Source organism: Bradyrhizobium sp. USDA 3262, from assembly GCF_054060035.1.
On sequence record NZ_JBSSCT010000001.1, the window covers coordinates 8,300,894 to 8,314,740 of the forward strand.

Annotated in this window: 10 protein-coding genes; 3 read left to right on the top strand and 7 right to left on the bottom strand. The window is 60.7% G+C overall.

The window, feature by feature from the left end; all coding sequences use genetic code 11:
• The first annotated feature begins 24 nt into the window (after window positions 1-24).
• Entirely contained in the window at window positions 25-1,590 is a 1,566-nt protein-coding gene (locus ACVWYP_RS39185) for a winged helix-turn-helix domain-containing tetratricopeptide repeat protein (protein WP_304497062.1), read from the top strand.
• 316 nt (window positions 1,591-1,906) lie between these two features.
• On the opposite strand, the gene ACVWYP_RS39190 is transcribed toward ACVWYP_RS39185, so the two are convergent.
• Genes ACVWYP_RS39190 through wecB form a run of 4 tightly spaced genes read right to left on the bottom strand, consistent with a single transcriptional unit; the run spans window position 1,907 to window position 7,320 of the window.
• Entirely contained in the window at window positions 1,907-2,887 is a 981-nt protein-coding gene (locus ACVWYP_RS39190; protein ID WP_304497063.1) for a WecB/TagA/CpsF family glycosyltransferase, read from the bottom strand.
• 4 nt (window positions 2,888-2,891) lie between these two features.
• Window positions 2,892-3,878, bottom strand: a complete 987-nt coding sequence (locus ACVWYP_RS39195) for a glycosyltransferase (RefSeq protein WP_304497064.1) — start codon at window positions 3,876-3,878, stop codon at window positions 2,892-2,894.
• Between the two features lie 4 nt (window positions 3,879-3,882).
• The gene (locus ACVWYP_RS39200) at window positions 3,883-6,090 is read right to left on the bottom strand and encodes a GumC family protein (protein WP_304497065.1); all 2,208 of its coding nucleotides are present in this window, start codon (window positions 6,088-6,090) and stop codon (window positions 3,883-3,885) included.
• A 12-nt stretch (window positions 6,091-6,102) separates the two neighbouring features.
• Window positions 6,103-7,320, bottom strand: coding sequence for a non-hydrolyzing UDP-N-acetylglucosamine 2-epimerase (wecB, locus tag ACVWYP_RS39205; protein ID WP_456684283.1), 1,218 nt, complete (start codon window positions 7,318-7,320; stop codon window positions 6,103-6,105).
• A gap of 492 nt (window positions 7,321-7,812) precedes the next feature.
• Between wecB and ACVWYP_RS39210 the strand changes: the two genes are divergently transcribed.
• Window positions 7,813-9,042, top strand: a complete 1,230-nt coding sequence (locus ACVWYP_RS39210; RefSeq protein ID WP_304497067.1) for a glycosyltransferase family protein — start codon at window positions 7,813-7,815, stop codon at window positions 9,040-9,042.
• A 172-nt stretch (window positions 9,043-9,214) separates the two neighbouring features.
• Window positions 9,215-10,696 (top strand): hypothetical protein, encoded by a 1,482-nt coding sequence (locus ACVWYP_RS39215; RefSeq protein WP_304497068.1) that lies wholly within the window; start codon window positions 9,215-9,217, stop codon window positions 10,694-10,696.
• A gap of 17 nt (window positions 10,697-10,713) precedes the next feature.
• Here the strand turns inward: ACVWYP_RS39215 and ACVWYP_RS39220 are convergent, their stop codons facing one another.
• The 3 genes from ACVWYP_RS39220 to ACVWYP_RS39230 are packed head-to-tail and all read right to left on the bottom strand — an operon-like array spanning window position 10,714 to window position 13,804.
• A complete protein-coding gene (locus ACVWYP_RS39220) occupies window positions 10,714-11,202 on the bottom strand; it encodes a hypothetical protein (RefSeq protein ID WP_028338412.1) in 489 nt (162 codons plus the stop codon).
• 15 nt (window positions 11,203-11,217) lie between these two features.
• Window positions 11,218-12,789 (bottom strand): lipopolysaccharide biosynthesis protein, encoded by a 1,572-nt coding sequence (locus tag ACVWYP_RS39225; protein WP_304497069.1) that lies wholly within the window; start codon window positions 12,787-12,789, stop codon window positions 11,218-11,220.
• Window positions 12,752-13,804, bottom strand: a complete 1,053-nt coding sequence (locus ACVWYP_RS39230; RefSeq protein ID WP_304497070.1) for a hypothetical protein — start codon at window positions 13,802-13,804, stop codon at window positions 12,752-12,754. Before ACVWYP_RS39230 ends, ACVWYP_RS39225 begins: the two co-directional genes overlap by 38 nt.
• Window positions 13,805-13,847 lie beyond the last annotated feature (43 nt).

Here is a 13,847-nt window from a genome sequence, read left to right on the forward strand (position 1 = left end):
GCAAAAAATGTAGTCTCCCGAACCATGGCGACGATCCACGAATTCGGCCCCTACCGCCTCGACGCGGAAGCCGTGATGTTGTTTCGAGAGTCCGAACCGGTCGCGCTCGGGCGGCGCGCGGTGACGCTGCTTCGGCTGCTCGTCGAGCAGGCCGGAACGCCGGTTTCCAAGGACGCATTGATGCAGGCGGCGTGGCCGGGGCTTGCGATCGAGGAGAGCAACCTGACGGTGCAGATCGCCGCTCTGCGGCGGGTATTTGCCGACGTCGAGGGCGGTGCGACCTGGATCGAGACCCTGCCGCGCCGCGGCTACCGTTACGTCGGGCCACTGGTCGCCGCCGAATCCGGCGCCGGCCTGCCCACCTCGCCGGCAATAACGGTGCCCGATGGGCCGTCGCTTGCAGTGCTGCCGTTCTCGAATCTCAGCGGCGATCCCGCGCAGGAATATTTTTCCGACGGAATCACGGGAGACATCATCGCCGAACTGTCGCGCTTCCGCTCGCTGTTCGTTGTCGCCCGCCACTCCAGCTTCGCCTACAAGGGCAAGACGCCCGAAATCAAGCAGGTCGGCCGCGAACTCGGCGTCAGGTACGTGGCCGAAGGAAGCGTGCGCAAGATCGGCAGCCGGATGCGGGTGACCGTCCAGCTTCTCGATGGCGCGAGCGGTTACAATCTCTGGACCGAACGATACGACCGCGAACTCGAAGACGTCTTCGCCCTGCAGGACGAGATCGTCCGCGCAATCGTCGCAGCCCTTCCGGGCCGGCTCGAGGACGCCGGCCGCGAGATCGCCAGACGCAAGCCGACCCCGAACATTACCGCGTATGACCTGGTTCTGCTGGGCAACGAGCGATGGCGTCAATTGACCGTGAAGGGCATGGCGGAAGCCAGGCAGTTTTTCCGGGACGCAGTCGCGCTCGATCCGCAATATGCCCGCGCTCACGTCAACATTGCCTGGACGATCGTCTGCGACGTGTTTCTCGAATCGCCCGGCACGGCGAAGCTCGACGACGCACTGAGCGAGATCGAGACCGCGCTCGACATCGACGGCGGCGACGCCTGGGCCCATGGCGTCTTCGCGCAATTGCTGTTCCTGCGTCGCGAGGATGCCAAGGCTGAAATCCATTTCAGCCGAGCTCTGGCGCTCAATCCAAACGACGCCGATGTCGCCGCCGTCCTCGCGAACATTTTGGTCTACTGGGGACGGTGGCGAGAGGCACTCACATGGATCGGTGCGGCCAAACGACTGCATCCCTTCCCGCCCAATCTGTACCACTGGTACCACGCGCTCGCGCTCTATTCGGGGCGCCGGTACGATGAAGCAGTCAAGACGCTGATGGAGGCGCGATCCCCCGACCGCTGGTCGCACAGTCTGCTTGCCGCCTGTTATGCGCAGATGGGTCAGTACAGCGAAGCGCGATCCGAAGCCGAAGCGTTCGTCACGGAACGTTGTCGTGAAATGAGCGCGAACGGCGCAACGCCGCCGGCGAACACCCTCGATCTCGTTCGAGCGCGGGCCGAAAGGTACAGAAATTCGGTCGATCGCGAGCACTTCCTCGACGGCTTGCGCAAGGCCGGCCTATCGGGCTGAGCCGATCGGAATATGGCGTGGGGCAATTCGAGGCCCGTGGTAGCGGGGGAGCGCTACCGCCTTTCCCCACACCCAGAGAACCACGGCATCTTCTGCAATCTTTCGCCGCGTTTGCAGAACGTGGCAAAACTCGTACCCAAATACGTACACATCAGGCTTCAACTTAACGACGATAGGTTGGTCTGCGTTATCGTACCCGAAGGAATCGGTGCTGCTTGGCGGCTTAATCACTTTGATGCTTCCCGCGCTTGCGCCATGAAGCGAATCGCTTAGCTGCCTGCTTGGGATCAGTGATCCTGGTTGGTCAGTCGATACGTCAGGCACTCACCTCGATACCCCGGGGAGCATTAGCCGTCCGTGCCCGACGCTCTGAGATACGTCGCTCTACGCCGCGCCGGCGATCGGGTATCGGAACCTGCGGATCCCGCACGCTGCTCCTTCGCCTGACCAGAATTCTCCGATCAGCCACCCTGCGTTCCGTACCCGCTTTTCGGGCGTCTCTCCGCACTACGCTTGCCGATCCGGCGATCGCTCTCTCCGGACGGGCGGCGTAAGCCCTGCGCGCCACCACTTCGCGGAGCGCCAGCCAGATGAACTCGCTGTTGGTGGAAAGATATCGCCGCCATAATTTGCGCGGCTCCATCATCAGCCGCCAGAACCACTCGAGACCGAACGATTGGAATAGCCGAGGAGCGCGCCTGATAAAGCCGGCCAAAACGTCGAAGCTGCCACCCACCCCCAGGATGACGGGAACTTGCAGCCGATCCCGATAGCGTTCGCTCCACACCTCCTTGAACGGAGACGGCAAGCCGATAAAGAGAATGTGGGCACCGCTCGCTCGTATCTCATCCACGATAGTTTTGTGCTCATCCGGACCGAAGTAGCCGTTCCGGAAACCAGCGATCTTCAGTTGCGGAAAGCGCGCCTCGCAGACACGCACGAGCTTTTCGACGACTTCCTGATGCGCCCCTAGAAAATAGACACAAAGTCCGTTGGACGCGGCAGCCCTTAAAAGTCCTTCCATCAGGTCGATGCCGGCCACGCGTTCCGGCATGTGTTGACCTGACGCCCGTATTGCCCAGACCACTGGCATACCGTCTGCGACCGTCATATCGGCCGCGGAACATGCGTGCGCCAACTCCACGTCTCGCCGCATCATGCAGAGATGCGACGCATTGATCGTCATGACGATGTGGGAATTGTTCGAGCGGCGACAGATATCGACACAGCGCTGCGCCGCCTGATCGAGCGTAACCGCATCAAATTCGACGCCCAATAGGCTTACGTGTTGCTTCATCTGCTCAACTTCCCTGCGGCGATTGCCGGCTGGCTTGCCACCGAGCCACTTGCTCGGCGTCCAGGCGAGCTGTGGCAGCTCGTTTACCCAGTCTCAGGCACGCGTGCTGATAGGTACGAAGAAAACGTCTGAACTCGGGGTCATTATAGCGCGGCAACCCTTTTGCCCAGCTGCTGAAGTAACCCCAAAGCATCGCGACGCTTCCGATGAACATTGGGTGCGCACGAAGACGGGAAGCCGCCACCGCCAGATAGTAAAACGGCGAGGTGCCCATGAAATACTGACCGAAGCCAGCACGAATTCTGCCCGCCCAGATGCTGTTCTGGCTGGCCCCTTGCGGACGAAGGTGGACGAACCGGATTTGTTCTGAATCGACGCTCTCGGCGATCCAGCCCAGCATTCTGGCGCGGTGGCAATCGATGCCATCCCACATGACCTGTCGCACGAACCCCCCGATCTGCTGGAAGCACGCAACGCGATAGAATTTCGTCATTCCAACCGACATCTCGTCGCCGCAGACCTCGGGCACGAGCTCGCCGGTTTGGGGATGAACGAACCAGGGTTTGCCGGAGGTCGTTCCGATACGTGGATTGCCCTCCATTCGCTGCATCAGCTCTTCGAAGTAGCGAGGCGGCAGGTCGAGATCCATATCAAGCTTGCACAAATAGCCGAAGTCGCCGAGCGGCACTTGATCGAGACCATCATAAAACGCCTCAATCACGCCGGGCCCCACTCGCCGGTGGCCTCGATCCTGGCGGCGCACGACACGCAGATAAGGCAACCGCGCCGCATACTCTTTGAGAATCTGCGGCGTCTCGTCGGTAGATCCGTCGTCAACGACGATCCACAGCGCTGGCGGCACCGACTGTGCGGCCACGCTGTCCAGCGTGCGGCGCAGATAGGGTCCCTCATCGCGGCAGGGCGAAATCAGCACATACCTGCGCGACGCCGCGTCGCGCGGAGACCCTGAAGCACTGTCAAGCTCGTCCACAGCCCTACTCCCGGTAATATCCTTCGGACCTGACCCCGTTTCTTGCCTCGATGGTTCTGAGCTCAAGAGGGTCAATCTGGTTGAGCACGATTGTCGACACGCGCTCACGGATGAGCTGCGTTACCGACAAGGCTTCGAGCACGCTCGTACGCTTGGTCTGACCGCATTCCACAACGAAGACGAACTCGTCGATGAAGCGCTCGATCAGCCTTGCGTCGACCACCGACATGATCGGCGCTACCTCCACCACGATGTAGTCATAGGATTTCCGTGCAACGGCGAGTAGGTTCTCCATTTCCTGCGAGCCCAGGAGCTCCGCGGCGTTTGGAATCCTGACCGTGCACGCATTCGGCAGGACATCCAGCCCCGAATGCGGCCGCTTGCAAACAAACTCGTCAAGACGAGAGGGATCTTCCAGCGCTTCGAAAAGCCCGACCTTCGCATCCGGGGAAAGTGCAGTCGTGAGATTCCGGAGATGAAGGTCGGCATCGATCAACAGCGTGCGCGACCCAGAGGACGACAATATGAGCGCGGCAAGATTGGCGGCAACGACTGTCTTTCCCTCTTTCGAAACCGCCGACACGACGCCGATGATCTTGCCCCCGGTCGAGGCGGACGAACGGTCGAGCATCGCCTTCACATTGCGAAGACCTTCCGCGAAGCGCGAGAAGGGAGCAGCAAGGACATGCTCCTCGATTGGCAATTGACCAGCGTAGACGAAGGGCAGTCCGATGCACCGTGTTTCGGTCACCTGTTCGACGGCCCTGGGCGTACGGAATACGTCCGCCATCCATTCACGTCCGAAGGCAGAGCCTATGCCGAGAAACAGGCCAAGAAAAATGCTGCCTGCCGCCACGATGAGGGTCTTCTTGGAACTCTTTGTCAGCGGCGGAACTGCTCTTGCGATGATCTGCGCACTCTGGGCCGGAAGCGTCTCAGCCTGCGCCGCCTCGATCTCCTTATGCTTTTGCAGGAAGCCACTATAAAGATTGCGCAGCGCCTCGGCGGCGCTCTCGAGTTCGCGCAGCCGGCTTCCGGTCTCCGCGGAAAGCTTTGCGGCCGTGTCTTCGAGTTCGGTCTGTCGTGCCTTGGCGACTTCGTATTCGCTGGCGTAGGAATCGGTAATGCGCCCCTCGTCGGACCGAATGGCAGCGTCAACGCTGTTCAGTTGCGCACGAAGCTTGACGACAGCCGCGTGCTTGCGACCGACGCGAGCTTCCATTTCCGCAAGGCGAGACGCAAGGTCGCGCTTTTGCGTGCGGAGACGTGCAAGTTCGCTGTTGTTGAGCGCGAAGTTGATGACTGCCGCCCGCCTGTCGTTGAATAGCGCATCCGTCGACACGGCTGACGGAATCCCGTTTGCCTCTGTCCGCTTGATACGGTCGAGGCGCTCCTTTGCCTCGACTGCCGCGAACTTGGCATTCATCAGTTGGGTATTCAGACTTGCCAGGAGCTCGGTATCCTGCGCACCAGTGCTGCTGAGATTGTTAGCCGTCTTGAAGTCCTGCAGCGCCTTGTCCGCGTCGGCTACCTGCTTCTTCAGCTCGATGAGCCGCTCCTGCAGCCATCCGCTCACCTTCTGCGTCGACTTCAATTTTGCGTCCTGCAGGGACGCGAGATAGCTATCCACGATGCCGTTGGCGATCTTCGCGGCCTTCTCCGCACTCTGCGACTCGACCGTCACATTGATAACGTTGGCGACATCCTCTCGCGCAACTGTCACGCGCTTCAACAGAGATTCGAGAGCAGCTCGTTCAGCGGCCGCAGTGGCTTCCGCCGTGCTGGAGTTCCCGTCTGTGGCGCTGCCAAGCGCAGATCGCCCGGCAAACTCGCTATCACTGGCCAGACCCAGCGTGCGAATAACCGGAAGCAGGACCCTGTCGGATGAAAGTACGTAAAGCTGACTGCCGACCTCCACTTCGTCCATCGTCGGTTGATCCACGATCTTGTTGGTCTGCAGATAACGATTGAGACTTCGATCGATGAGGATGCGCGCACTGCTCTTGTAGGGCGCCTTCATGACAACAACGGAAGCCGCGGCGACCGCCAGCCCAATCAACAGTCCGATAACGGGCAACCGCCATTCGCGGCGCAGAACGTCAACGACGTCCCACAAGCCGAAAGTCGGCCGGGCCACCGCTGGCGGACCGTAGTCTTCCGCAAGCGGCTGGCCGTATTCCTGAATGACCAATTGATTGGTTCTGGTGTCCATGGCTTCGTCTGATCAGTGGGCCGGTTGGGGAATCGGTGGCGGCGCCGGTCTCGTATGCATCTCGGTATTCGAAAGATTGACGCTCGCGATGCCATCAGTTGGATGTTTCGGCCGACGGACATTCAGAAGATCATGCACGATCAGTTTGCTGGCGCGCCCGTCACCGAACGGATTGGCACCGAGAGACATGGCTTCGTGCTCCGCTGGCACATCGAGCAGGCGCTCGACGCCCGCAACAATGCGAGCCGGGTCGGTGGTGACCAGGCGAGCTACGCCGGCGTCAACGGCCTCCATGCGCTCGCTGGTATCTCGCATGACGAGCACGGGCTTGCGAAGCGCCGGTGCCTCCTCCTGAATTCCACCGGAATCGGTGAGGATGAGATATGAGCGCGTCATGAGGTAGACGAACTCGGGATAGTTCAAGGGTTCGATCAGGAAGATATTCGACGCATCGCGCAGATGATCAAATACCGGCCCGCGCACGTTCGGATTCAGATGAACGGGATACACGATCTGAATGTCGTCCCGCCGACTAATCGTCTTCAATGCCTCGCAAATTTGCCGGAACCCGGATCCAAAGCTCTCGCGCCGGTGTCCGGTCACGAGAACAAGTCGCTTCGACGTATCGAGCCATGAGTATTTCACCTCGAGCGACCGGCGACGCTCGCCCGGTTGAGCGATATTTGCGGCCATACGAAGCAGCCCGTCGATCACGGTATTGCCGGTGACAATGACGGCGTCCGGCGGATAGCCTTCCTTCAGCAGGGCAGAACGCGCACGCGACGTCGGTGCATAATGCCTCGTCGTAACGACCGCAGTGACCCGCCGATTGGCCTCCTCCGGCCATGGACTCATGAGATTGCCGGTTCGCAATCCCGCCTCGACATGCCCGACACTGACCGACCGGAAGAACGCGGCAAGTGCGGCCGCCGTACTGGTTGCGGTGTCGCCCTGTACAAGAACGTAGTCCGGCTTGTAGTCGGCGATGATCGGATCGATTCCGGTCATGACCGCGCTGAACACTTCGCTCAACGACTGGTTGGGTCGCATGATGTTCAAGTCGTAGTCAGCCTTCAACGAGAACGCCGACATCACATCGTCGAGCATCTGACGATGCTGGCCCGTCACGCAGACGCGCGTTACAATTCCTTCTGCTTCGCCCAGCGCCAGCACAAGCGGTGCCATTTTGATCGCCTCTGGACGAGTACCAAATACGCTAAGAATACGCATGAAGCCCGACGCCGCCTGTGTTCAAAAATTTTGCTGTGTTGAATATTCTTGCCGTGTCGAAATGATGCGGCACGCTACCGGATTTTCCCGACGCGTTCATCGCCTACGTGGGCTCGGCACATGTTAAATGAAATTTATAGCTAATTCTCGGGGTTTGCCGTGGAGCGCGTTGCGCATCATCGAAGCCGGCTGTTGTCAGGCGGTTCCAGATTTAACTTTTTCGGGTTAACGCGCATCCAGTGATTGTCCGCTGACGTTCTTCGCTACTGCCGGCGAGTTCCAGATTTAACTTCTCCAGGTTAACGCGCATTCGCTGTACCGTTCGCAATCGTCGTCGATGCATCCTCGGGCTTGCATTCGCAACGGCTCGGCGAGAATGCCCATGCGCGTGCAATGAACTCCAATGACAGGCTCGCATTATCCAATTTCGGGAAAACTTGGACAAAACAAGATTAAATAGCGTATGTGGACTTGCGTTGATTGGCACCGTTCGTGACGACGATCACCGCGCAACCCGCTGCTGGTCGGGGGATTCCGGAAGTGGTGTGGCCGGCACTTTCCGGCATGATAGGTCGGAGGCAGCGCCTCGTGGAAGGCAAGGTTTTACTCCTCTCGCAGCGTCGGATTTCCGATCTTGTCGCATTTTGCCTCAGCTATGAGTTCGAGGACAATTTGGCGGCGATGACGCGCGCCGATCGGTTCGATGTTCAAGATCGCGCTGCACTGGAATTCTCGCGGCGCGTCTACAAGTGGACGCGCCTTGCATCAGGATCGACCAAACTGGCAGGTGTGCTGGCACCCTCCCCGCCGCAACTGCGGCTGCAACGCGATTACGAACTGTTCTTTCCGATCTTCAGCAATGCGTATCAACTCCACGCGCTCGCCGCGATTCCCGACTGGCGCAAACGGTGTCGCAAGGCCGCATGCTTCATCACTGAAGTCTGGGCAGACGACATCCCGGAGTATCTGATCGAGCTCCTGTCCGGATTTGATCATATATTCGTCGGCCTGCATCACTGCGCACCGCAGATCGCGCGCATAGCGGGTCGACCGTGCAGCTATCTGCCGCTGGCTGTCGACGTGGAGCGGTTCGCGCCGAAGCCCGAGCAGCAGCGATCGATCGCCGTGTGCAACATCGGACGTCGTTCGGCGACGACCCACGCCGCGTTGCTGGCCGGCGCCGAGAGAGAGCGCTTCTTCTACTACTACGACACTGTGGCGGCGAGCGGTTCGAACCGGAAGGAAAGGACGTTCCGGGTCGACAATCCGGAAGAACACCGCATCATGATTGCGAATATCCTCCAGCGCAGCCGCTATTTCATTGCCAATCGCAGCCACGTCAACAACCCGGAGTTCACGGCCGGCCGAGACGAGATTTCCGCTCGCTATTATGAAGGTGCTGCAGCCGGGGCAGTGATGGTCGGAGAAGCGCCGCGCACCGAAGAGTTTGCGCGGCAGTTCGACTGGCTCGACGCCGTCATTCATGTGCCCTTCGATTCGCCGGACATTTGCCAGATCCTCGAAGCGCTGGACGCAGACCCGGTGCGACTGCGAGCGGCTCAGAACGCAAACGTCCGGGAAGCCGCGCTGCGGCACGATTGGCTCTACCGCATACAGACGGTATTCGACATCCTCGGTATTGCTCACACAGACCAGATGAGCGCACGAGCCAACCGTCTGCGCCAGATCGCCGGATCCTTCGAGCTGCCAGCAGCCGCCTGAAATCGTCACCTCGAGCGATACGGAGCCATGCGGCATTTCCGCCGGTTTATGGTTAACGCCCTGTTAAGCGGCGGCTGCTACATCCCAGCAGGTAGGCGATCTCGATCATATGATCGCCAGGGTGTCGCGAACGTCCGCAACGGTGGACAAACGTCAAGCTGCGTATCCAGGCATGAAACGCTCCAGTCAGCTTCCCTCGGCTCAGGCGGCCATCCTGAATGCGCCGCCTTTGCCACGTCAGGCAGACAGGCTTGCTGCACCTCTGCGACGGCGTGGCGCCTGGACGCAATTCGTCGAAGCCCGCCTGCGCGAGCCCGCAAATCCGGAGCGCGATCCCGCCGGACCGCCAGACAGTCCGACCGACGAGCATCCGACGGTCCTTGGCGAGGATCCGAGCTCGCCGAAGGGTGGACCGACGGATGAAGCTCATCCGCTCCTTGACCTGGAGCAACCCCTGCAGCCGATTGTGCTCCCGCAGGATGAGGTCAGTCGGCGCCTGAATGAGGCCGCGGAGAACATCGGACGCCGGACGAACGTGACTCGGCCTGATGCCGGATCAGACGACCGGTCCGTCTCCCCTGCAGCCGATCCAAACGATGTTTCAGCGGAGGAATCCGACAACCGCCTGCAGCCAGCACCACCGGACTCGCATGCCGGCTCAGCCGTAGCCTTGTACGCGACTGAGGCAGATGAAGGAGAGGGATTCAGTCCGGCCGCGGACCCAGGTCCGAACTCGGTGCCACCGGCGTCAATCCGTCTAGCAGTGCAACCGCCCGTGCACATCAGCACCGCCGAGGCGAGCGTCGCGGTGCAGGAACAGCAGACGATACTAATCGAGAAGCTGATCGCCGAAGAACTTCAGAGCTCGCCGCGGGACCGACGTTCGGTCACCAGCGAATGGAAAGTGCGCAACTTTGTATGGTTCCTCGCTCCAACAACGGTTCTGCTGGCGATTGGGACCGGAATGCTCATGCGGGGCAATGTTGCATCCCTGTTCAGCACAGCACCCCAGGTTGTCAGCCATTCGAACGCGACGCCCGTTCAGCCGCCACCGCAAAGCAGACGCAAGCTGAAGCCGGCAATTGCTACTTTCGTACATCGTGCTCCGATCGAAGCAGCCGCGCCCGCACCACCCGCACGTTCACTGCCGACGACATATGGGATTTTTGCGTCAAGCAACGGGCGGATGATCCGGCTCGAGCCGATGAACATCCGCCTTCCCGACAGCCGGATCGCCGTGTCGGTATTGACCACGAAGCCGGGCACCGTTGTGGTGCCGCACGGCCCGCTTTCGTTTGTCGCGTATCAGCGCGAGCTTATGACAAGCGCGCCCGACAACGCACAATTGCGCATTCTCGCCCAGGTCGCACGAACACCGTCGTCACCGGCAGTCGCTATGGCCAACGATGCCTGGGCGATCCGGTCCGTTTCCGTCGACCTGACCGTAGCGCCGGTCCCTGAAAACCGCGAGATGGTCGAGCTGCAGCCAGTGAACCCCGATCTCGTCCTCTCACCCGGCCGTTACGTGCTGGTCTTCAAAAGCCAGGCCTACGACTTTGTCGTAGCCGGCAAGGTTACCGATAAGGCACATTGCCTCGAGAGGGCGGAAACGCCGGACGGCGACAGGTTCACCGAGTGCCGCAAGCTCCCGTAATGTAGGGCGGCCCGGTCCTAGGGCGGCGTCGACGCGACCGCGGCCGGCGGCAACTTGGTTGCTTTCGCAGCGGCGGCACCGACGCTGAGCTGGCCGGTCCTACGCCAAAGCAGCAGCCCTGCTCCGCCGCCGATCGTACAGATCGCAAGCAGCACAATTTCCCCGCGCCCCAATCCTCCAGAGATCAGCGCGTAGGGCAGCATGCCCAGCCCCATCCAGAAGAGCTTTTGCCACTGGTAGGAGTCGTACCTCTTGCCAAGATTGCGACGCTTGAACCACAGGTCTTTCGCTTCGCGCGAAAACGGAAGAACACGCCGGCACACGGCCGGCACAAGGCGAAGCGCGAGCAGCAGGGCAAGAAACATCGGCAACGCGACCACGATACGATCGTCGCCGGCTGACAGCAGTCGGAACACCGGCAGAATGCAAAGGCCGAGGCCGATCCTCAGGAATGCCCCGGCGGGCCACGTGTCCAAGTTAATCAGGAAGCGCTCAAAGGAGGTCATGGACGTAATCCAGGATCAGGAGTTGACTTGCAGTCGTACAATGCCGAAATCGCGTACCAAGGACCACGCGAGTTGCAGTGGCCGCGTGATCCTGAAGACCCCGACCACGACGGCCAGGTAGGCCGTCACACAGATCGCGCTCGCGACGGGGATTCGCAGCAACCGCGGCAATTCCTGCAGGAATGCCTCTTGTATCGAGAAAGCGACCGCGACGGCGACCAGCGCAGCGATGGTCTGCGGCGCCGTCGCGCGCAGGACATCCCCGATTGTGATCCCGACAGGCCTGCCGGCATAGACGAGCGCAGGAACGAACAGCACAAACATGGTGACCGTGTAGGCGATCGTCACTCCGACCACGCCGAACGGCAGTCCGGCTGCAAGCGCAACCAATTGGCAGATCGCACTGAAGATGCCCCATCGCATCCACCGATCGGGACGCCCAACCGCGACATGCACCCAGCCGAGAGTTCGCTCGATGCAGTCGGCAATGCCACGAATGGCGAGGATGCAGAGCAAGGGGCCCGCGGGAGACCATTTCTCTCCGAGAAGTACGATCACGATGTCATGAGCGCTCACGGCCAGGGCCGCGAAGGCAGGCCCCGAAAAGTAGCAAAGCAATGACAGCGCGCCTTCCCAGGAGCGCTTCAGTTCGGCTGCATTGTGCTGGAGCTTACTCAGCCCCGAAACCGCGATGTTATGCAGCGGCTCACTGAGAATCGACAGCAGGTTGTTGTAGATCGTGAAGGCGTTCTGAAAATAGCCAAGCGGCCCTGCACCGAGGAAATACCCCATCGCGATTCTGTCCGCCGAACGGGCGAAGTAATCCGTCATGGTGAAGCCGGTGACTCCCAGCCCGAACCGCAGCAGTTCCTTGACCATTGGCGTAAGCCTCGGCCTGCCCGGTATCCATCGACAGGCGGTCCAGGCTCCCACGACGGTCAAGGCCGACGTTATGATCGGCTTGGCGATCAGCGCCCAGTAGCCCCAGCCCGAAAGCGCCAGTCCAACGCTTGCAGCGCTTCCGACGATGTTCGCCGATATGTCGATCATCGCGATGCGGCGAAACTGCATTGCCCGACGCATCAGCGCATAGTGTTGCGTCGACAAGGCCATCATCAGGAAGGTCACCGATAATGCCAACGCCATGCCCGCGAGCGATGGCTCGCCGAAGGCACGCGCTATCCACCGACCGGACGCAGCCAGCACGACAGCCAGCACGACGCCGATCAGAACATTCAGCCAGAACAACGTGCTGACCTCGGCGCGCGAGATGCTGCTCCGCTGGGCGGAGGCCTCGCTCATCCCGAGATCGACGAAAAGGGGAGCAAAGCCGATCAGGGCCAGCATCATGGCCACCAACCCGAAATCATGCGGTCCGAGCAGTCGCGCCAGTACGATCGTGGAGGCCAACTGAACGAAGATATTCAGTCCGCGCGCAGCAATGAACGCCACGCCGCTGTGCAACGACCTGCGGCCAAGGCCGGAGTATGGCTTGTTGTCCGCAAAATACTGATCGGTGCGTTCGTTCCGATGCACGCGTCGTTCCCGCTCAATTCGCTGGATTCTGGCTTTGAGGTACCCGCTCAAGCCAGATTTCCCGCCAATAGGGATAGATGGCGCGCGGGCAGAAGCGGCGGCAGATCGCATAGCGCGCCTCACACACGACATCCTTCAGGATGATCGCGTCCGTCTTGAAACGGACCATCTTGCACGAACCTTCGTCGATGATCTGCTTTTGACGCCTCTCGACCTCGTACTCGCGTTCCGTGAACGGCACCATCTCCGGATCGAAATACAGGCCGCGATTGCGGTAATTGCAGTCCAGTGTCTCGAGGATGTCCTTGTACGGCTTGACGCGCACGACGTCGCCCACCTGCAGATCAAGCCGGGACTGCGGGACCTTGCTACCCTCCGGCACACCGAAGGGCCTGATCGGATAAGGCACGCCACCTCTCATGCGCTGGAATGTGTCGTAGATCCAGCGCATCGCGGTGCCAATGCCCAGCCCCGCTTCGGTCACCGTGCGCCAGACCGAGAAAGTCAATCCGGCAACGAGGTCCTGCAATCGAACGTTACGCGAAGTGTAGTCCTCGACATACTGACGCGGATCCCACCACTTCAGGGGTTGCGTGGCGAATTTGACCTGTGTGTTCTGGCAAACGTAGGTCGGCTCGGTTTCGCCGACCTTCGGCGGATGCTTGATCGTGCTCCACAGCGTTTCCTCGCTGCAGCCGCCAGACCTGAACGGCTTGCCAGCGCCATCTGGCGACAGCGTTTTCTCGCCCGCCGGCTTCAACCAGGCGTCCTTCCAGAATATCAGGCAGGCCGCCTCGCAGCCGTCATGAGCCGCGCCGTTGCAGCGGATGTTCTCGAGATGAACCGTGTTCAGCATCTTGCGCCCGCCGATACCGAGCGCGGGATCGCAGGTCTTGTGAGCTCGCTTGCCGACGCGAAGCGTCTTGCCGCAATGCTTCAGCATCTCGGGCATGAAGGGCATTTCCTCCAGGCGGCCGTTGGCATCCAGCGTCGCGAGGATCTCCTCCTTGCTTCTGACCTCCACCAGGTCACCAGCGCGAAAGATGCTTGAAAATAGCGTGCTCATATCGTGCGCCTTGAGATACACCCTGCAATCAAAACTTCACCGG